Here is an 18,270-nt window from a genome sequence, read left to right as displayed (position 1 = left end):
CGGCGTTGGGTGAAATACGCGGTCGTCCGGAGGGCGCTCAGACGAGCTGCGCCCCCACGTCCTCGGCCTCACCCAACAGCACCGGCAGCAGGTGCGCCACCATTTCCCCGGCCGGGTGGAGGGCCAGGGGGGCGCCCAGGTTCAGGGCCGCCACCACCCGGCCGTCGTAGCGGCGCAGCGGCACGGCGAGGGAGCGGAAGCCCAGCTCCGCCTCGTTCTCCACCAGAGCGTGGCCGGCGGCACGGGCGGCCAGGATGGCGGCCCGGATCCGCGCCGGGTCCGTCTCCGTCCGCGGCGTCACCGGCGCGGGCCGCAGGGTGGCAAGCACCCTTTCCAGCGCCGGGTCGGGCAGGGCCGCGAGCAGCACGCGGCCGAGCGCGGTGCAGTGGGCGGGCAGGCGCGTGCCGACCATGGCACTGAAGGGCGAGAGCCGCGCCGCCTGGGCATGGGCGACGAAGACGATCTCCGCCCCCTCCAGCATGGCCACCGAGCAGGTGGTGCCGCGCTCCGCCGCGATCCGCTCGCAGCGGGGCTGCAGGAGGGAGGAGACGCCGTTGGAGGCAAGATAGCCCGTGGCCAGCCGCAGCACCCGCGGGGTGAGCCGGAACTGCCGCCCCTCGCTCTCCACCAGGCCGAGGTTCAGGAGGGTGGCCAGCGCCCGGCGAGCGGTGGCGCGGGGTAGGCCTGTGGCGTGGGCCGCCTCGGCGAGCGTCATTGCCCGCCGGGCCGCGCCGAAGGCCGAGAGAACGGCGATTCCCCGCGCCAGCGCCTCGGAGTGCTCGGGCCCATGGGCCTCCGCCTCCCGGCGGAGCGCCGCCTCGGCGCCCAGTCGTGGCATGCTCGATCCCTTCTCTGGCGCGCGGCAACGGTCGTTGCGCTGGTCGCGGGGAGCATTCTACGCTCATCGCACCGAGCGAACAGCCGTTCGGTCAGCGGACGTTTCACGGAGGGCCCGGCCATGATGAGCGCGGAGATGAACCAACGCCTCACGCGGGTGGGTCCGGGGACGCCGGGCGGGGCGCTGCTGCGGCGCTACTGGCAGCCGGTGGCGCTGATCGAGGAGCTGGACGGGCCGCGGCCCGTCCGCGCCGTCCGCGCGCTGGGTCAGGATTTCGTCCTCTTCCGCGACGAGGCCGGGCGGCTCGGCCTGATCGACCGGGACTGCCCGCACCGTGGCGTGGACCTCGCCTACGGCCGTCTGGAGGATGGTGGGCTGCGCTGCCCCTTCCACGGCTGGCTCTTCGCAACCGACGGGCGGTGCCTGGAAACGCCGGCGGAGCCCGAGGGCAGCACCCTCTGCCAGCGCATCCGCACGCGCTCCTATCCGCTTCAGGTTCGTGCCGGCATCGTCTTCGCCTTTCTCGGCGAGGGGGAGACGCCGGCGCTGCCCGCCTTCGACTGCTTCGTGGCGCCGGACACGCACACCTTCGCCTTCAAGGGCCTGATCGAGTGCAACTGGCTGCAGGCGCTGGAGGTCGGGATCGACCCCGCCCACGCCTCCTTCCTGCACCGCTTCTTCGAGGACGAGGACGCGAGCGCTGGCTACGGCAAGCAGTTCCGCGGCGCCTCCGATGGCTCGGACATGCCGATGACCTATGTGCTGCGCGAGTTCCCGCGCCCGCGGATCGAGGTTGAGGGCACGGATTACGGCCTGAGGCTGACGGCCCTGCGCCGCATCAGCGACGCCATCACCCATGTGCGCGTCACCAATCTCTACTTCCCCCAGGCCTTCGTCATCCCGATGAGCGCGGAGATGACGATCACCCAGTGGCACGTGCCGGTGGACGACACGCGCTGCTACTGGGTGGCGATCTTCACGAGCTTCGCGGCCCCGGTGGACCGTGCCCGGATGCGCGCCCAGCGGCTGGAGACCTACGCGCTGCCGGACTACGTGGCGCGCCGCAACCGCACGAACGAGTACGGCTTCGACCCGCAGGAACAGGCGGGCCAGACCTATACGGGCATGGGCCACGACATCAACACGCACGACCAGTGGGCGGTGGAGAGCCAGGGCGCCATCCAAGACCGCACGCGGGAGCACCTGGCCTCGACCGACAAGGCGATCGCGGCCAACCGCCGGCTGCTGCTGCGCGCCATGGAGGCGGTGGAGGAGGGTCGCGCGCCTCTGCTCGCGATCGGCGAGGAGGAGGCGGCGCGGCTGACCGGCCCCGCCACCATCGACGGCATGGCGCCGACAGAGGGGTGGGAAGCCCATTGGCGCGCCGCCGTCGCCCGCCGCCGTGCCGCCGCTCCCTGGGCCCCGCCCGAACTTTCCCTCGCCCCGGCCAGGGCCGCCGAGTGAACGCCCATCCTCGCATGAGCTTCGCCGAGCAGCACGGGCTGCACAGCGACGATGCCCGCCGCCAGGCGCAGGACGTGCTGCGCCGCTTCGAGGCCGAGGGGATCGGCGTGCTGCGCCTCTCCTGGGCCGACCAGCACGGGATTCTGCGCGGCAAGACCGTGGTGGCGGCCGATGCGGCGCGGGCGCTGCGCGACGGCATCGCCATGACCACAACGATGCTGCTGAAGGACAGCGCCCACCGTACCGCCTGGCCCGTCTTTGACGCCGGCGGAGCGCTGGGGATGAAGGAGATGGAGGGGGCGGCGGACTTCCTGCTGCTGCCCGATTCAACCAGCTTTCATGTGCTGCCCTGGGCGCCGCACACGGGCTGGATGCTCTGCGACGCCTATTTCGCGGATGGACGGCCCGTCGCGCTCTCCTCCCGCCACCAGCTCCGCCGCGCCATCCTTCGCGCCGCCGACATGGGCTTCGGCTTCACGACCGGCGTGGAGATGGAATTTCACCTCTTCCGCCTGCTCGATCCGAAGCTGGCGCCCGGGGATGCCGGGCAGCCCGGCACGCCGCCGGAGGTGGCGCTGCTGACCCAGGGCTACAACTACCTCACCGAGAGCCGCTACGACGCGCTCGACCCCGTGCTGGAAGTGCTGCGCCACGCGATCGAGGCGCTGGAACTGCCGCTGCGCTCCATGGAGGTGGAGTATGGGCCGAGCCAGGTGGAGTTCACCTTCGACGCCCAGGACGCCATGGCCTCCGCCGATACGGCGATCCTGTTCCGCTCCGCGGTGAAGCAGGTGGCACGGCGGCACGGTTACCACGCAAGCTTCATGTGCCGTCCGCGCATCCCCAACGTCATGTCCTCCGGCTGGCACCTGCACCAGTCGCTCACCGAGGTGACGAGCGGCCGCAACGCCTTCGTGGGGGAGGGGGGCGCGCTGCTCTCGGACACGGCGCGGCACTATCTCGGCGGGCTGCTGCACCACGCGCGGGCGGCGGCGGCCTTCTCCACGCCGACGATCAACGGCTACCGGCGCTACCGGCCGCTCTCGCTGGCGCCGGACCGTGCGGTCTGGGGGATCGACAACCGGGGGGTGATGGTGCGCGCCCTGGGCCGCCCCGGCGACCGTGCGACGCGGCTGGAGAACCGCGTGGGCGAGCCGGCGGCGAATCCGTATCTCTACATGGCTTCCCAGCTGCATTTCGGCCTCGACGGCATCGAGCGCGGCCGTGAGCCCGGCCCCCCGGCCGACGCCCCCTACGACACGGAGGCGCCGTTACTGCCCCGAAACCTGTCCGAGGCCCTCGATGCCCTGGACAGGAGCGAAACGGCGCGCGAGGCTTTCGGTACGGGGGTGATCGACTGGTTCCTGCGCCTCAAGCGCACGGAAATCGCCCGTTTTGAGGCCGAGGTCTCGGAATGGGAGCAGCGCGAGTACTTCGAACTCTTCTAGGGGGCGGTCCATGGCGATCCTGGAGCTGGAGGCGGTCGAGAAGTCCTTCCCCGGCCGGGGGGGGCCGCCCACCCTTGCCATGGACAGGATCAGCCTCGCCGTTCGGGACGGGGAGTTCCTCTCGATCCTCGGCCCCTCGGGCTGCGGCAAGTCCACCCTGTTGCAGATCGCCGCCGGGCTGATGCCGCCGACCGCCGGCACCGTGCGCGTGGCCGGGCGCCCCGTCACGGCGCCGCCGCCCGAGGCCGTCTATGTCTTCCAGCAATACGGCCGTTCCCTGCTGCCCTGGCGAAGCGTGCGCGACAACGTGGCCTTCGCGGTGGAGCACCGGCCCGGCGTTTCGAAGGGACAGGCGCGAGAGGCAGCGGATGTCCAGCTTGCCGCCGTGAACCTCACGGGCTTCGGTGACCATTTCCCCTGGCAACTCTCGGGCGGCATGCAGCAACGGGTTGCGCTCGCCCGCGCACTCGCGGCCGAGCCGAAGATCATGCTGCTGGACGAGCCCTTCAGCGCCGTGGACGCGCTCACTCGCCTCGACCTGCACCGGCTGATGCTGGAATTGTGGGAGAAGCGGGGGCTGACGGTCGTGCTGGTGACGCATGACGTCGAGGAGGCGGTGGCGCTGTCGGACCGCGTCGCGCTGCTGACCAAGCGGCCCTCCACCATCGCGCGCATCGTGGAGACCGGCCTGCCCCGCCCGCGCGACGCCGTGGAAGTGCGCGAAACGCCGCGCTTCCTCGAACTGCGGCATGAATTGTTGGATGCCCTACTCTCACGGGGCGGCCATGCGGCCTGAGCGCCTGCTCCGCCTCGTCCCAGGCCTGCTCTTCCTCGCGCTGCTTCTCGTTGCGCTGGAATGGGCGGTTAATGCGGGGCTGATCCGCCGCGCGCTGATGCCGCCGCCCTCCGCGATCTGGGAGGTGTTGCAGGACCTGATCACCTCGGGCGAGGTGCTGGGGCCGCTCACCGCCACGCTCCGCCTCGTCTTCATCGGCTTTGGCATCGGCTCGGTGATCGGCATCGCTCTCGGCACCGCCATGGCCTGGTGGGCGCCAGTTTATCGGCTGCTGGAGCCGCTGGTGGAGATGGTGCGTCCGCTGCCAAAATCCGCGCTCGTGCCGCCGTTAATGCTGTTCCTCGGCATCGGCGACACGATGAAGATCACCTCGGTCGCGCTGGCCGTGACCTTTCCGGTGCTGGTGAACACCTTGCAGGGCGTGCGCGGGGTGGACCGCGTGCTGCTCGATTCCGCGCGCACCCATGGCTGGGGTACCGCCCGCGCGCTGTGGCACGTCGTGCTGCCGGCGGCGTTGCCCTTCATCCTCGCGGGGATGCGGACCAGCCTCGGCCTCGCGCTCATCATCGCCGTGCTGTCGGAGATGCTGACGGGGCAGGGGGGGCTGGGCTTCCTCATCCTCGACATGCAGCGGAGCTTCCTGATCCGCCAGATGTACGCCTGGCTGGTGATCCTGGCGCTGGTTGGCCTCGCACTGAACGCCCTTTTCGCCTGGGCGGAGGCGCGGGCGCTGCACTGGCAGACGCGCAACGGATAAGAGAGGAGACAGAAGAGATGACCGAGATCACCCGCCGCGCCGCGCTCGGCGCGGCCCTGGCCATGCCGCTGGCGGCCCCCGCACTGCGGGCGCAATCCCTGACGAAGATGCGCGTGAGCGTCCTGCCCGTGCTGGACACGGCCCCGGTGCACGCCGCCATCGCGCAGAGCTTCTTCGCGGGGGAGGGGATCGAGGTGGATACCTCCTCCACCACTGGCGGAGCGACCGGCCTGCCAGGGCTGGTCGCGGGGCAGTACCGCGTCACCTTCTCCAACACCGTCTCCACCCTGCTTGGCATCCGCGAGGGGCTGGACTTTCGCTTCATCTCCGGCGCCGCGCGCTCCCTGCCGCAGCCGCCGGACACGATGGCGATCCTCGTGCGGAAGGGATCGGGTATCACCAGCGGCAAGGGGCTGGAGGGCAAGCGCGTGGCCTCCAACACGCGCAACAACATCGTCTGGCTGCGCGGCATGGCCTGGATCGACAAGACCGGCGGCGACTGGAAGCGCGTGACCACGGTGGAGGTGCCCTTTCCGCAGATGGCCGACGCACTGGCCGGCGGGCAGATCGATGCCGGCCTGTTCAGCGAGCCCTTCGTGACCTCCGCCCTGGAGACGCACGGCGACAAGCTGGAGCGCATCGGCTGGATCATCCAGGAGACCGCGCCCGCCTCCTCCATCGCGCAATACGTCGCCATGAAGGAGGACCTGGAGAAGAACGGCGAGCTGTTCGAGCGCTTCGTTCGCGCGCTGCACAAGGGCACGGACTGGGTGAACGCCCATGCCGGCAAGCCGGAGCTGCTGCAGCTCGTCGCAAACTTCACGCGCGTGCCGCTGGAGCGCCTGCAGAAGGTGGCCTTCACCGCCTATCCAAAGGAGGTGTCGCAGCCCGAGATCGCCGAGATGATCGCGACGATGACGAAGTTCGGCCTCGGCGGCCGCTACCCCGCGCCGGCGGACCTCATCTTCCGCACGGCGAAGGCCTGACTTGGCGGGCGGCACCGTCGCGGCGCCCCGAGGGTTCCGCCCCACCTCCGGCCTGCTGCTGGTCCTTAGCCTTTTCCTCCTCTGGGAGGTCTCTGCCAGGACCGGCATGGTGGACAGCCCGAACTGGCCGCCGCTGTCGCGCGTGCTGGTCGCGCTGGTGCGCGACACGGCCTCGGGCGAGATCCCGATGCTGGTGGGATCGACGCTCGCCCGCATGTTCGCGGGGCTGGCGGCGGGCACGGTCGCCGGCATCGCGGCCGGGCTGCTTTTCGGCGCAAGCACGATGGCCCAGCGGATCCTCGGCCCGACGGTGGAGCTGATCCGGCCCATCCCGATCCCGGCCGTGATCCCGCCGCTCGTGCTCTTCCTCGGGCTCGACAACGGGATGAAGATCACGGTGGCCGCGGTCTCCGCCTTCTTCCCGCTGCTGACCAACACCGCCCAGGGGCTGCGCGCGGTGGAGGCGGACCAGATCGCCATGGCCCGCACCTTCGGCGTGCCCGGCTGGCGGCGGCTGTTCCGCGTCACGCTGCCGGCCATCCTGCCCTATGTCATGGCGGGGCTGCGCGTTGCCCTCGCGCTCGCGCTCGTCACCACCGTGGTGGCCGAGATGATCGCGGGGGAGCAGGGGGTGGGCCACTACCTCGTGCTGATGCAGTTCGCGGGGCGGGCGGAGGAGATGTACGCCGCCGTCCTCGTGCTCGCGCTGCTCGGCTACGCGTTGAACCGCGGCTTCCTATGGGTGGAGCGGCGCTCGATCGCCTGGTACTTCGCGACCGGCCGGGATGGCTGAGACGACCACGCGCTGGGCGGCGGTCGGCGCGCTGGCTGCCGCCGGCGTGGCCGCGGCGGTGCAGTTCGGGAAGGTCGCGCCCTCGCTGCTGGCGATCGGGCAGGGCTTCGGCATCGGGCTGCCGGGCGCTGCCGGCCTCATCTCCGTCTTCGCGCTCGTCGCCGCGGCCATCGGCCTGCCGGCGGGGCTGCTGGCCGCGCGGCTCGGCGTCCGCCGGGCATTGCTGGGTGGGCTCTGGGTGCTCGGCGCGGCAGGGCTGGGTGCGAGCATCGCGCCGGAGATCAGCGCCCTCTACGCCCTGCGCGCGCTGGAGGGGGCGGCCTTCCTCGCGATCGTCGTCTCCGCCCCGACCCTCGTCGCGGCCAGCGCCGGGGAACGGGACCGCCCGCTCGCCATGACGATCTGGAGCGCCGTCCTGCCCGCGGGGATCGCGCTCGGCCTGCTCGCGGCGCCGCTGGTGGAGGCTTTCGGGTGGCGCGTGGCCTGGACGGTCGCGGCCTTGCTGCCCTGGGCGGCGGCGGTGCTGGTGGCGGCGACGCTGCCCATCGGGGCGGCTGGCATGCCCGCGCCGGCGGCCGGCGGGCTCGGCGGGCGGCTGGCCGCGCTCTGGCGGGCGCGGCTGCCGGTTTGCGTGGCGCTCGCCTTCGCTTCCTACTCCATTGTCTACTATGGCATCGCGAACTTCCTGCCGGCGCGGCTGATCGAGGGATTCGGCCTGCCGCTCTCGCTGGCCGGCATCGTGGGCGCGGCAGCGGCGCTGGTGAACGTCGCGGGCAACCTCGTGGCGGGATGGTTGATGCGGCGCGGGCGGCGGCCGGCCGTGCTGGTCATGGCGGCGGGCGGGACCATGGCGCTGCTCTCGGCCGGGGCCTTCGCGCTGCCGGCCTCGCTCCCGCTGACGACGGCGGCCGCGCTGCTCGCTTCCGGCATCGGCGGCGCCGTTCCCGCTTCGCTCTTCGTGCTGGCGCCGCGCTCGGTGCCGGAGCCCTCGCTCATCAGCCCGGCGCTCGGGCTGCTGGCGCAGTGCAACAATATCGGCTCGGTGCTGTCGCCGCTCGTGGTCGCGGCGGCGGCGCGGATCGACTGGTCCCTGGCGGCGCTGCCGCTGCTGGCGGCGGGGGGCGCGCTGCTGCTCTTCGCGCGCCCGCTCCGCCGCGTGGGTTAGGGCCCGCGAGGCGAGCCCTCGCGCCCTAGCCCATGTTCACCATGATGGTCTTCTTGTGGGTGAAGTGTTCCAGCATCGCCTCCAGCGAGGCCTCCTTGCCGAGGCCCGAGGACTTCACGCCGCCATAGGAGAGGTTCGCCTGCACGACGAGGTTCTGGTTGATCTGCACCAGCCCCGCCTCCAGCCGGTGGGCGAGCGTGAGGCCGACCTTGAGGTTGTTCGTCCAGAGGCTCGCGGCCAGGCCGTACTCGCTGTCATTCGCCTCGGCGAGCACCGCCTCGGGGTCGTCGAAGGGCATCACGCAGGTGACGGGGCCAAAGATCTCCTCCTGCACCAAGCGGCTCTCCTTGCCGAGGCCGGTGAAGATGTAGGGACGGATGAACAGCCCCTTCTTCAGCGCGGGGTCGGACGGCATGGCGGAGCAGGCGCGGCCGGTGGCACCGGCGGTCGCCACGCCCTCGTCGATGAAGGACTTTACCTTCTCGAACTGGCCCTCGGAGATGATGGTGCCGATGTCCGTCTTCTCGTCCAGCGGGTCGCCCATCACCATCTGGTCGACCTTCTCGGCCATGGCATCGACGAAGCGCTGGAAGATCGGGCGCTCGACATAGATGCGGCTGGCGGCCGTGCAGCTCTGCCCCTGGCGGGTGAAGCGCATGGAGGTGATGGCGCCCGCCAGCGTCTTCTCGAAGTCGCAGTCGGCAAAGACGATCATCGGCGACTTGCCGCCAAGTTCCAGCGTGACGGGAATCAGCTTCTCGGCCGCCGCCTTGGAGACGATCTTCCCCGTCTCGACAGAGCCGGTGAAGGTGACCTTCCGCACCTTCGGGTGCGCCACTAGCGGGGCGCCGCATTCGGGGCCGAAGCCCGAGACCATGTTGAACACGCCGGCCGGCAGCACGCGGTTCATCAGCTCGCAGATGCGCAGCACCGCGAGCGGCGCCTCCTCCGCGCTCTTCACCACCACGGAATTGCCGGCGACCAGCGCGGGGGCGACCTTCAGCGCCATGAGCAGCATCGGCACGTTCCAGGGGATGATCGCGCCGACCACGCCCAGCGGCTCGCGCACCGTGACCGAGAGGACATCGGGCGCGAAGGGCACGGTCTCGCCCTTCAGCTCGCCGCCGAGGCCGCCGAAGAACTCGAGGATGTCGGCGACGGTGTTTGCCTCCACCCGGCTCTCGGTCCGCAGCGCCTTGCCCGTTTCGAGCGCGATGAGGCGGCCGAGTTCCTCCACATGCGTGCGCATCAGCGCGGCGCACTGGGCCACCAGGGCGCCGCGCTTGCGGGCGGGCATCCGCGCCCATTCCTTCTGGGCGCGCGCCGCGTCCTCCACCGCAGCGTCAACGTCGGCCGCATCGCCGTCGGCGGCGCGCGCGACCTCCTGGCCGGTCGCGGGGTTCACCACGGCGAAGGTCTTGCCCGAGCGGGCCGGCACATAGCGGCCGCCGATGAAATGCACCCCGGAGAGCGCCTTGGCGAGGGCGAAGGGGTCCGTGCTGGGGGCCTCGGGCGTGGGGTGGGGGCTGTCGAGCATTCTGCGTTCCTCCGGCGTCGGGCCTTGGCGAAGATCGGGGCATAGGCGGAGGGAGGGTGCCCCCGCCGGCCTCTTGCCGCAAGCTCGGGCGCCGCTGGCGGAAGCGTGCCTTGCCGGGGCGGGCGCGGGCGGCCAATCTGGCGGTCACGGCGCGACGCGGCGCCCTGGCCAGGCCGGCTGCCCGAGGGTACGGCGCCGGCCGGGGCGCCGCGCCACACCCATAACCCTGCGCCGGCCGGCGCCCAAGCCATGGCGGCGCCGCTGGCCGGCGTCGCCCGATCCGGAGGAGACGCATGTCCGAGGCTGTGACGACCGTGGACCGGGAGGCGTCCGACCAGGACGCCCGGGCCGAGGCCGCCCCCGCCGCCGCCCGGTCCTGGATCGAGCGGCTCTGGTCCTCCATCGCCGATCGCGGGCGCCTCTTCGCCTCCGTTCCCAGCGATTCCACCCCGCCGCTGGAGCGCGCCACGGGCCTCGTGGAGGCGCTGCTGACCGAGCGCGGCGAGGCTTCCGGCGCCGCTGTCGCACGGGAGGTGATGGCGGCACTCCGTGACCTCGCCCCGGCCGACCGTGCCGCCTTCCACCTCTTCATGGCCACCAGCTTCGGCCCGAAGCCCGATGCTCTCCGCGAAGCGGCGCTGGCCTATCTTTCGGACCCCACCCCGGCCAACGCTGCCCATCTCTCCCGCTGCGCCGAGCCGCCGCGGCAGGAGCTGCTGCGGCGGATGAACATGTCCCCGGGCGGCACCGCGGCGCTGGTGGAGCTGCGCCGCCAGCTCCTGCAGGAGATTCGCGCCGAGCCCGCGCTGAAGCCGCTGGAGGAGGACCTGCACCACCTCTTCGTCTCCTGGTTCAACCGTGGCTTCCTCCAGCTTCGGCGCATCGACTGGCAGACCCCGGCGGCGGTGCTCGAGAAGATCATCCGCTACGAGGCCGTGCACGAGATCGCCGGCTGGCACGACCTGCGCCGGCGCCTGGCCGCCGACCGCCGCTGCTACGGCTTCTTCCACCCGGCGCTGCCGGACGAGCCGCTGATCTTCGTCGAAGTCGCGCTCGTCCAGGGCCTCGCGGCCTCGATCCAGCCACTGCTCGACACCGAGCACGAGGCCGGAGCGGAGGCGCGGGCGGCCGAGGCGGACACGGCCATCTTCTACTCTATCTCGAACTGCCAGGAGGGGTTGCGGGGCATCTCCTTCGGCAACTTCCTCATCAAGCAGGTCGTCGAGGACCTGAAGGCGGAGCTTCCGCAGCTCACCCGCTTCTCCACGCTTTCCCCCATCCCTGGCTTCCGCCGCTGGCTGGATAAGCGGATGGCGGACGGGGGGGCGGATTCCGAGCTGGCCCTGCCGCTCTCCGAGCCCGAATGGTGGCGCGACCCCACGCGGACGGAGGCGCTGCGCATTCCGCTGCTGCGTCTCTGCGCCGAGTACCTGACCGAGCCGGGCGGGCGGATGGACCCGGTGGCGCGCTTCCACCTCGGGAACGGCGCGCGGCTCGAACGCATCAACTGGCTGGGCAACACCGCGACCCGCGGCATGCAGGAATCCTACGGACTGATGGTCAACTACCTCTATGACCGCGACGAGATCGAGCGGAACCACGAAGCCTTCGCGCGCGGCGGCACGGTCGTGCGCTCGGGCGGCGTGGACGCGCTGCTCGCGCCCTCCCGCGCGCTGACGGTCCGCAAGGACAAGCCCCGCCCGGCGAAGGCGTCCTGAGCATGGTGCCGAACTTTGCCCCCGGCGCGCTGGCCGGGCTGAAGGTGCTCGACCTCACCCGCGTCCTCGCGGGCCCGACCTGCACGCAGATGCTGGGCGATCTCGGCGCGGAGGTGATCAAGATCGAGCGCCCGGGCGCCGGCGATGATACCCGCGGCTTCGCGCCCCCCTACGTGCCCCGCACGAAGGAGAGCGCGTACTTCGTCGGCGTGAACCGCAACAAGAAGTCGGTCACCCTCGATATCGCCAAGCCCGAGGGGCAGGAGATCGTCCACCGGCTGCTCGCCGAGTGCGACATCCTCGTGGAGAACTTCAAGGTCGGCGCGCTCGCCAAGTACGGGCTCGGCTGGGAGGACCTGAAGGACCGCTACCCCCGCCTCATCTACTGCTCCATCACCGGCTTCGGGCAGACCGGCCCCTACGCCCCGCGCCCCGGTTACGACGCGCTGATCCAGGCCATGGGCGGCGTCATGTCCCTGACAGGCGAGATCGACGGGGAGCCGCAGAAGGTCGGCATCCCCGTGGCCGACCTTTTCGCCGGCCTCTATGGCTGCATCGGCGTGCTGGCCGCGGTGAACCACCGCAACAGCACCGGGCAGGGCCAGCGGATCGACATCGGCATGCTCGACACGCATGTCGCTTGGCTGGCGAACCAGGGGATGAACTACCTGGCCACGGGGGAGAACCCGCCGCGCCTGGGCAACCAGCACCCGAATATCGTGCCCTACCAGGTTTTCCCCAGCAGCGACGGCTACATCGTGCTCTCCGTCGGCAACGACCCGACCTTCGAGCGCTTCTGCAAGCTCGTCGGCCAGGAGGCGCTGCTTGCCGATCCGCGCTTCGCGACGAACGCGGCGCGCGTTGGAAACCGGCAACTTGTGACGGATACGCTGACCCCCGTCATGCGCTCCCGCAGCACGAAGGAATGGGTGCGCGTGCTGGAGGAGGCGAAGATCGGCTGCGGCCCGATCAACACCCTCAAGGACGTGTTCGAGGACCCGCACGTCCAGGCGCGCGAGGTGGTCGTTGAGATGGACCACGCGAGCGGGGAGCGGGTGCAGGTCATCGCCAATCCCGTCCGCCTCTCGGCCACGCCGCCAAGTTATCGGGGCGCTGCTCCGGTGCTCGGGCAGCACACGGAGGAGGTCCTGGCCGGACTCGGTCTGGATGCCGAGGCAATTGCGAAGCTCCGGTCCGATGGCGCTGCCTGAGAACCGCCGCATGACGCCGCGGGTGGGTGCCTTCCGCACGCGCCTTGGCCCGCTGGAGCCGACGCTCCGCTGGCTGGAATGGGGCCCGGTGGAGGGCGAGCCGGTGGTTTGCGTCCACGGCCTGACCCGCACGGGCCGGGACTTCGACGTGCTTGCCACCCGCCTTGCCGAGCGCGGCCGCCGCGTCATCTGCCCGGACGTCTTCGGCCGCGGCTTCAGCGATTGGCTGCCCGACGGCTCGCTCTATGCCGTGCCGACCTACGCCGCTGCCTTCCAGCAATTCCTGGACGCGCTCGGCCGGCCGTATGACTGGGTCGGCACCTCCATGGGCGGGCTGATCGGCATGGCGCTGGCGGCCCTGCCGGGCACGACGCCGCGGCGGATGGTGCTGAACGACATCGGGCCCATCATCCCCGCAGCGGCCCTGCAGCGCATCGCGGACTACCTTGCCCTCAGCCACGACTTCGCCAGCGTCGAGGAGGTCGAGACCCATCTCCGCCTTATCCACGCCCCGTTCGGCAGGCTGTCCGACGCTGCCTGGCGGCACCTTGCGGAGACGAGCGCGCGCCGCACCCCGGCCGGCCGCGTCGTGCTGCACTACGATCCCGCGATCGCCGCACCGATGCGGAACACCCCGATCACGGATGTCGATCTCTGGCCCGTTTGGGACGCGCTGACCCCGCCCGTCCTCGTCCTGCGCGGGGCTGAGAGCGACCTGCTGGACGAGGCGACGGCTGCCCGGATGGCTGCCCGGCCGAAGACCCTGCTTGTCAATGTCGCGGGCTGTGGCCACGCGCCGGCGCTGATGGACCACGCCCAGACGGCCGTCATCGCCGAGTTCCTCTCCCATTCCGGGCAGGCAACCGGTTCGGAGGGCTGACGTTCACGCCGGCAGTGCCCAACAGGGGCTGCTGGAGAAGAACATGACAAACCTGTCCCGCCGCGGGGCGATGATGCTGCCCCTCGGCCTGGCCGGCCTTGCCGCCGCCTGCGCCCCTGCCGCCCGCCAGATGGCGATGACCGCCGATCCCTCCGGCCGGGCCGACCCGGAGATGCTGGCGCTGCTCGAGAGCTATGCCCGGCTGAACCCGATGCCGATCGAGGGCCTGACCCCCGTCGAGGCCCGCCGCCAGCCGAGCATGGCCGATGCCGTCCGCACCCGCGCACTCGAGAAGCAGATCACCAACACGCAGCGCCCCATCAACAGCTACAACGACACCACGCTGACAACGGTGCCGAACGCGCTTCAGGCACGCATCTACCGCCCGATCTCGGCCAGTGCCGGCCCGCTGCCGGTGATCCTCTATTTTCACGGCGGTGGCTGGGTGATCGCGGGGATCGATACCTACGACGCCTCCGCCCGCGCCCTCTGCGCCGATGCCCAGGCGATCGTCGTTTCCGTGCACTACCGCCAGGGGCCGGAGTTCCGCTTCCCGACGGCGCATGACGACGCCAACCTCGCCTATGCCTGGGTGGTGACGAATGCCGGCGCGATCGGCGGCGACCCGAACCGCATCGCCATCGTCGGCGAGAGCGCGGGTGGCAACCTCGCGATCAACACCGCGATCTTCGCGCGCGACCGCCAGATGGGCTCACCCCGCGCCGTGGTCGCCATCTATCCCGTGGGCGGCGTGGACCTCGAGACGCCCTCCTACCGCGAGTTCGCCAACGCCAAGCCGCTGAACAAGGCGGGCATCCAGTGGTTCGTGTCCAACTACACGACGGGACCGCAGAACCTGCAGGACCCGCGCCTCGACCTCGTCGGCCGCGCCGACCTGCGCGGCCTGCCGCCGGTCTACATCGTCAACGCCGAGATCGACCCGCTGCAGACGGACGGCGCCCGGCTGGAGGAGAAGATCCGCGCCTCCGGCGGGCAGGTCACCCGCACCCTCTATCCCGGGGTGACCCACGAGTTCTTCGGCGCCGACGCGGTGGTGACGAAGGCTCGCCAAGCCCAGCGCCAAGTGGGCGAGCAACTGACCGCAGCCTTCGCGGCGGCGCCCCCGGCCGCTTCGGGCCGTCCCGTGCGCCGTCGGCCGGGAATGTGAGGGCAGCGGGTTCTAGGCTTTAGCCAATGGCGCTAGTGGCCCCAGGGCGAGGAAGAAGGACTTCTTCCTCTCCCCAGACCCTTCACCATCATATTTTTCTATCTTTTTGGGGTGCTTTCCGACCAATGCGCACAGAAAGGGCCTACCCCGCCCGCAGGCGCTTCGCCGCGTCCACCGCGAAATAGGTGAGCACCCCGTCCGCCCCGGCGCGGCGGAAGGACATCAGGCTCTCCATCATCGCGCGTTCACGGTCGATCCAACCGTTCCCGGCGGCGGCGGCGATCATCGCGTACTCGCCGCTGACCTGATAGGCGAAGGTCGGCACCGAGAACCTCTCCTTCACCCTCCGGACGATGTCGAGATAGGGCATGCCGGGCTTCACCATCACCATGTCCGCGCCCTCCGCGAGGTCGGCGGCCACCTCGCGGATCGCCTCGTCGGAATTTGCGGGGTCCATCTGGTAGGTCTTTTTGTCGCCCTTCAGCGAACTGCCCGAGCCCACTGCGTCGCGGAAGGGGCCGTAGAAGGCGGAGGCGTATTTCGCCGAGTAGGCCATGATCCGCGTGTGGATCAGCCCGCGGGCGTCGAGGGCCGAGCGGATGGCACCGACCCGTCCGTCCATCATGTCGGAGGGGGCAATAATGCCGATCCCAGCCTCCGCCTGGACCACGGCCTGGGCGACCAGCACCTCGATCGACTCGTCGTTGTGGACGTAGCCGTCACGGATCACGCCGTCATGCCCGTGGTCGGTATAAGGGTCGAGCGCCACGTCCCCCACCAGCACCACGCCCGGGAAGTCCCGCGTGAGCTGCCGCGCGGCCCGGCACATGAGGTTGTCCGGGTTCTTTGCCTCCGTTCCCTCGGCGTCCTTCTTCTCGGCGGGCGTGGCGGGGAAGAGGGCGATGGCGGGGATCCCGAGCGCCGCGGCGGGGCCCACATGGTCCGAGAGGCGGTCGAGCGAGACGCGGAACACCCCGGGCATGGAGGCCACCGGCTGGTACTGCCCCTCTCCCTCCACGACGAAGATCGGCCAGATCAGGTCATCCACCGAGAGGCGGTTCTGGGCCACCAGGCGCCGGGTCGGATCGTCCAGCCGGTTGCGGCGCGGGCGGGCGATAGGGAAGGGGGCGTGGGTCATACGGGACCTTTTCGCGCCGGAGGGCGCCACCGCCAAGATAGGTGGTGCCGGGCCCGCACCGCTGCATGGCGGACCTGCCCCCCAGGTCTGGCGTTCCCGTTCCACCCGCGACGCAAGCCATGGTAGAGCGCGGCCATGTCAGCCCCGCTCACCATCGCGGTCGGCGCCGACCATGCCGGCGTCGCCATGAAATCCACCCTCCGCCAGGCGCTGGAGGAAGCAGGCCACTCCGTGCTCGACATGGGCACCCAGGGCACCGAGAGCGTGGACTACCCCGACTTTGGTGCGGCGGTGGCCGAGGCCGTGCAGGCGGGTCGGGCGCGCTATGGCGTCCTCGTCTGCGGCACCGGCATCGGCATCTCGATCGCCGCCAATCGCCTGCCGGGCATCCGTTGCGCCCTCGTGCACGATGCGACGGGTGCCCGCCTTTCGCGGGAGCACAACGATGCCAATGTCATCGCCTTCGGCGCCCGCATGGTCGGGGTCGAACCCGCGCTCGAGGCGCTGCGCGCCTTCCTCGCCACCCCCTATGCCGGCGGCCGCCACGACCGCCGGGTCCTGAAGCTCTCGCCGGACTGGACCCGTACCCCATGAACGACCTCTCGCCCGCCGCCAGCACCGACCGCTTCTTCAACGCCCCCCTCTCGGAGATCGACCCCGAGATCGCCGACGTCCTCGCGCGCGAGCTGGTGCGCCAGCAGGACGGGATCGAGCTGATCGCCTCGGAGAACATCGTCTCCCGCGCCGTGCTGGAGGCGCAGGGCTCGGTCCTGACGAACAAGTACGCGGAAGGCCTGCCCGGCAAGCGCTACTACGGCGGCTGCGAGGTCGTGGACGTGGCGGAGACGCTGGCGATCGAGCGCGCGAAGAAGCTCTTCGGCTGTGGCTACGCCAATGTGCAGCCCCATTCGGGCGCCTCGGCCAATGCGGCGGTGTTCTTCGCCCTGCTCCAACCCGGCGACACCTTCATGGGCCTGGACCTCGCGGCGGGCGGGCACCTCTCGCACGGCTCGCCGGTCAATCTCTCCGGCAAGTGGTTCAAGGTCGCGCCCTATACGGTGCGGCAGGAGGACCAGGTGATCGACATGGAGGAGGTCGCCCGCATCGCGCGGGAGAGCCGCCCCAAGCTGATCCTGGCCGGCGGCTCCGCCTATGCCCGCACCTGGGACTTCGCGAAGTTCCGCGAGATCGCGGACGAGGTCGGCGCCATCTTCATGGTGGACATGGCGCATTTCGCGGGCCTCGTGGCGGGCGGCGCGCATCCCTCGCCCTTCCCCCACGCGCATGTGGTGACCACCACCACCCACAAGACGCTCCGCGGCCCCCGCGGCGGCCTCATCCTCTCGGATGACGAGGCGCTGGCCAAGAAGCTCAACTCCGCGGTCTTCCCGGGCACCCAGGGCGGGCCGCTGATGCACGTGATCGCCGCCAAGGCCGTTGCCCTGGCCGAGGCGCTTCGGCCCGAGTTCCGCAGCTACGCCCGCGCGGTGGTCGACAACGCCAGGGCGCTGGCGGACACGCTGCGCGAGGGGGGCTTCGGCCTCGTCACGGGCGGGACGGACAACCACCTCGTGCTGGTGGATCTTCGCCCGAAGAACCTGACGGGCAAGGCCGCCGAGGCCGCGCTGGGCCGTGCCCACCTGACGGTGAATAAGAACGCCATCCCCTTCGACCCCGCCAAGCCCTTCGTCACCTCGGGCGTGCGGCTGGGCTCCCCCGCCGCCACTTCCCGCGGCTTCGGGGAGGCGGAGTTCCGCGAAGTGGGGCGTCTGATTGGGGATGTGCTGGACGGCCTCTCCCGCGCCAACTCGCCCGATGGCAATGCCGCGGTCGAGGCGGCCGCGGGCGAGGCGGTGCACGCCCTTTGCGCCCGCTTCCCCATCTACCGCGGCTGAGGCCGCCCGCCGGATGCGCTGCCCTTTCTGCCAGTCCGAGGACACGCAGGTGAAGGACAGCCGTCCGGCCGAGGACGGCGCCAGCATCCGCCGGCGCCGCTCCTGCAACGCCTGCGGCGCCCGCTTCACCACCTTCGAGCGGGTGCAACTGCGGGAACTCACGGTCCTCAAGACCGACGGCCGCCGAGTGGCCTTCGACCGGGAGAAGCTCGCCCGTTCCATCCGCGTCGCGCTCCGCAAGCGCCCGGTGAACGAGGACCAGGTGGAGCGCATCGTCACCGGCATCCAGCGCCGCCTGGAGTCGGAGGGGGCGGAGGAACTGACCTCCAAGGCCATCGGGCAGCGCGTGATGGAGGTCCTGCGGGAGCTCGATCCCGTCGCCTATGTGCGGTTTGCCAGCGTCTACGAGAATTTCCGGGACGCGAAGGACTTCCACGCCTTCCTCGGCTCCCTGGACAACTCCTGATCGCGCGCGC

The 18,270-nt window shown here is 71.0% G+C and carries 17 protein-coding genes; 14 read left to right on the top strand and 3 right to left on the bottom strand.

Annotated elements, in window-relative coordinates:
- Nucleotides 1-37 precede the first annotated feature (37 nt).
- Nucleotides 38-838 carry an IclR family transcriptional regulator domain-containing protein gene (locus BO39_RS06125; protein ID WP_043831113.1) on the bottom strand — a complete coding sequence of 267 codons (801 nt, stop codon included), beginning with the start codon at nucleotides 836-838 and terminating at the stop codon, nucleotides 38-40.
- Nucleotides 839-973: 135 nt separating this feature from the next.
- Between BO39_RS06125 and BO39_RS06120 the strand changes: the two genes are divergently transcribed.
- The 7 genes from BO39_RS06120 to BO39_RS06090 are packed head-to-tail and all read left to right on the top strand — an operon-like array spanning nucleotide 974 to nucleotide 8,247.
- Nucleotides 974-2,302 (top strand): aromatic ring-hydroxylating dioxygenase subunit alpha, encoded by a 1,329-nt coding sequence (locus BO39_RS06120; protein WP_245614997.1) that lies wholly within the window; start codon nucleotides 974-976, stop codon nucleotides 2,300-2,302.
- 14 nt (nucleotides 2,303-2,316) lie between these two features.
- Nucleotides 2,317-3,750: a glutamine synthetase family protein gene (locus BO39_RS06115; protein ID WP_043831110.1), complete on the top strand. Its 1,434-nt coding sequence runs from the start codon at nucleotides 2,317-2,319 to the stop codon at nucleotides 3,748-3,750.
- 10 nt (nucleotides 3,751-3,760) lie between these two features.
- Nucleotides 3,761-4,546 (top strand): ABC transporter ATP-binding protein, encoded by a 786-nt coding sequence (locus BO39_RS06110; RefSeq protein WP_198381722.1) that lies wholly within the window; start codon nucleotides 3,761-3,763, stop codon nucleotides 4,544-4,546.
- Complete coding sequence (locus BO39_RS06105; protein WP_169742732.1) at nucleotides 4,512-5,303, top strand: ABC transporter permease; 792 nt, start codon at nucleotides 4,512-4,514, stop codon at nucleotides 5,301-5,303. The genes BO39_RS06110 and BO39_RS06105 overlap by 35 nt, the downstream gene beginning before the upstream one ends.
- A gap of 17 nt (nucleotides 5,304-5,320) precedes the next feature.
- Nucleotides 5,321-6,289: an ABC transporter substrate-binding protein gene (locus BO39_RS06100; RefSeq protein ID WP_043831108.1), complete on the top strand. Its 969-nt coding sequence runs from the start codon at nucleotides 5,321-5,323 to the stop codon at nucleotides 6,287-6,289.
- A gap of 1 nt (nucleotide 6,290) precedes the next feature.
- A complete protein-coding gene (locus BO39_RS06095) occupies nucleotides 6,291-7,082 on the top strand; it encodes an ABC transporter permease (protein WP_052401649.1) in 792 nt (263 codons plus the stop codon).
- Entirely contained in the window at nucleotides 7,075-8,247 is a 1,173-nt protein-coding gene (locus BO39_RS06090) for an MFS transporter (protein WP_043831107.1), read from the top strand. Before BO39_RS06095 ends, BO39_RS06090 begins: the two co-directional genes overlap by 8 nt.
- Before the next feature lie 25 nt (nucleotides 8,248-8,272).
- Here the strand turns inward: BO39_RS06090 and BO39_RS06085 are convergent, their stop codons facing one another.
- Nucleotides 8,273-9,784, bottom strand: a complete 1,512-nt coding sequence (locus tag BO39_RS06085; protein ID WP_043831106.1) for an aldehyde dehydrogenase family protein — start codon at nucleotides 9,782-9,784, stop codon at nucleotides 8,273-8,275.
- 293 nt (nucleotides 9,785-10,077) lie between these two features.
- On the opposite strand from BO39_RS06085, the gene BO39_RS06080 reads away from it, so the two are divergent.
- Genes BO39_RS06080 through BO39_RS06065 form a run of 4 tightly spaced genes read left to right on the top strand, consistent with a single transcriptional unit; the run spans nucleotide 10,078 to nucleotide 14,761 of the window.
- Nucleotides 10,078-11,502, top strand: coding sequence for a malonyl-CoA decarboxylase (locus BO39_RS06080; protein ID WP_084697892.1), 1,425 nt, complete (start codon nucleotides 10,078-10,080; stop codon nucleotides 11,500-11,502).
- Between the two features lie 2 nt (nucleotides 11,503-11,504).
- Nucleotides 11,505-12,713, top strand: coding sequence for a CaiB/BaiF CoA transferase family protein (locus BO39_RS06075; RefSeq protein ID WP_043831105.1), 1,209 nt, complete (start codon nucleotides 11,505-11,507; stop codon nucleotides 12,711-12,713).
- Nucleotides 12,700-13,593 carry an alpha/beta fold hydrolase gene (locus tag BO39_RS06070; protein ID WP_084697891.1) on the top strand — a complete coding sequence of 298 codons (894 nt, stop codon included), beginning with the start codon at nucleotides 12,700-12,702 and terminating at the stop codon, nucleotides 13,591-13,593. Before BO39_RS06075 ends, BO39_RS06070 begins: the two co-directional genes overlap by 14 nt.
- A gap of 43 nt (nucleotides 13,594-13,636) precedes the next feature.
- Nucleotides 13,637-14,761, top strand: coding sequence for an alpha/beta hydrolase (locus BO39_RS06065; protein ID WP_043831104.1), 1,125 nt, complete (start codon nucleotides 13,637-13,639; stop codon nucleotides 14,759-14,761).
- A 142-nt stretch (nucleotides 14,762-14,903) separates the two neighbouring features.
- Here BO39_RS06065 and hemB read toward each other — a convergent pair whose 3' ends face one another.
- Nucleotides 14,904-15,899, bottom strand: coding sequence for a porphobilinogen synthase (hemB, locus tag BO39_RS06060; RefSeq protein ID WP_043831103.1), 996 nt, complete (start codon nucleotides 15,897-15,899; stop codon nucleotides 14,904-14,906).
- Nucleotides 15,900-16,034: 135 nt separating this feature from the next.
- Between hemB and rpiB the strand changes: the two genes are divergently transcribed.
- The 3 genes from rpiB to nrdR are packed head-to-tail and all read left to right on the top strand — an operon-like array spanning nucleotide 16,035 to nucleotide 18,260.
- Entirely contained in the window at nucleotides 16,035-16,493 is a 459-nt protein-coding gene (gene rpiB / locus BO39_RS06055) for a ribose 5-phosphate isomerase B (protein WP_043831101.1), read from the top strand.
- On the top strand, nucleotides 16,490-17,794 hold the full coding sequence (glyA, locus tag BO39_RS06050; protein ID WP_043831100.1) for a serine hydroxymethyltransferase: 1,305 nt from the start codon (nucleotides 16,490-16,492) through the stop codon (nucleotides 17,792-17,794). The genes rpiB and glyA overlap by 4 nt, the downstream gene beginning before the upstream one ends.
- Nucleotides 17,795-17,807: 13 nt before the next feature.
- The gene (gene nrdR / locus BO39_RS06045; protein WP_043831098.1) at nucleotides 17,808-18,260 is read left to right on the top strand and encodes a transcriptional regulator NrdR; all 453 of its coding nucleotides are present in this window, start codon (nucleotides 17,808-17,810) and stop codon (nucleotides 18,258-18,260) included.
- Nucleotides 18,261-18,270: the final 10 nt, after the last annotated feature.

The sequence above is a fragment of the Roseomonas aerilata DSM 19363 genome (assembly GCF_000711725.1).
GTDB lineage: Bacteria > Pseudomonadota > Alphaproteobacteria > Acetobacterales > Acetobacteraceae > Roseomonas > Roseomonas aerilata.
Note: the sequence above shows the minus strand (reverse complement) of the source record. Positions and strands in the feature narration are given on the sequence as shown.

Bases quoted from the DNA above. Each gene is read 5' to 3' on its own strand.
- BO39_RS06075 (WP_043831105.1), top strand. From the start codon at position 11,505: ATGGTGCCGAACTTTGCCCCCGGCGCGCTGGCCGGGCTGAAGGTGCTC.
- BO39_RS06065 (WP_043831104.1), top strand. From the start codon at position 13,637: ATGACAAACCTGTCCCGCCGCGGGGCGATGATGCTGCCCCTCGGCCTG.
- glyA (WP_043831100.1), top strand. From the start codon at position 16,490: ATGAACGACCTCTCGCCCGCCGCCAGCACCGACCGCTTCTTCAACGCC.
- BO39_RS06110 (WP_198381722.1), top strand. From the start codon at position 3,761: ATGGCGATCCTGGAGCTGGAGGCGGTCGAGAAGTCCTTCCCCGGCCGG.
- BO39_RS06080 (WP_084697892.1), top strand. From the start codon at position 10,078: ATGTCCGAGGCTGTGACGACCGTGGACCGGGAGGCGTCCGACCAGGAC.
- BO39_RS06100 (WP_043831108.1), top strand. From the start codon at position 5,321: ATGACCGAGATCACCCGCCGCGCCGCGCTCGGCGCGGCCCTGGCCATG.
- BO39_RS06105 (WP_169742732.1), top strand. From the start codon at position 4,512: ATGCCCTACTCTCACGGGGCGGCCATGCGGCCTGAGCGCCTGCTCCGC.
- rpiB (WP_043831101.1), top strand. From the start codon at position 16,035: ATGTCAGCCCCGCTCACCATCGCGGTCGGCGCCGACCATGCCGGCGTC.
- hemB (WP_043831103.1), bottom strand. From the start codon at position 15,899: ATGACCCACGCCCCCTTCCCTATCGCCCGCCCGCGCCGCAACCGGCTG.
- BO39_RS06085 (WP_043831106.1), bottom strand. From the start codon at position 9,784: ATGCTCGACAGCCCCCACCCCACGCCCGAGGCCCCCAGCACGGACCCC.
- BO39_RS06090 (WP_043831107.1), top strand. From the start codon at position 7,075: ATGGCTGAGACGACCACGCGCTGGGCGGCGGTCGGCGCGCTGGCTGCC.
- BO39_RS06115 (WP_043831110.1), top strand. From the start codon at position 2,317: ATGAGCTTCGCCGAGCAGCACGGGCTGCACAGCGACGATGCCCGCCGC.
- BO39_RS06125 (WP_043831113.1), bottom strand. From the start codon at position 838: ATGCCACGACTGGGCGCCGAGGCGGCGCTCCGCCGGGAGGCGGAGGCC.
- nrdR (WP_043831098.1), top strand. From the start codon at position 17,808: ATGCGCTGCCCTTTCTGCCAGTCCGAGGACACGCAGGTGAAGGACAGC.
- BO39_RS06120 (WP_245614997.1), top strand. From the start codon at position 974: ATGAACCAACGCCTCACGCGGGTGGGTCCGGGGACGCCGGGCGGGGCG.
- BO39_RS06070 (WP_084697891.1), top strand. From the start codon at position 12,700: ATGGCGCTGCCTGAGAACCGCCGCATGACGCCGCGGGTGGGTGCCTTC.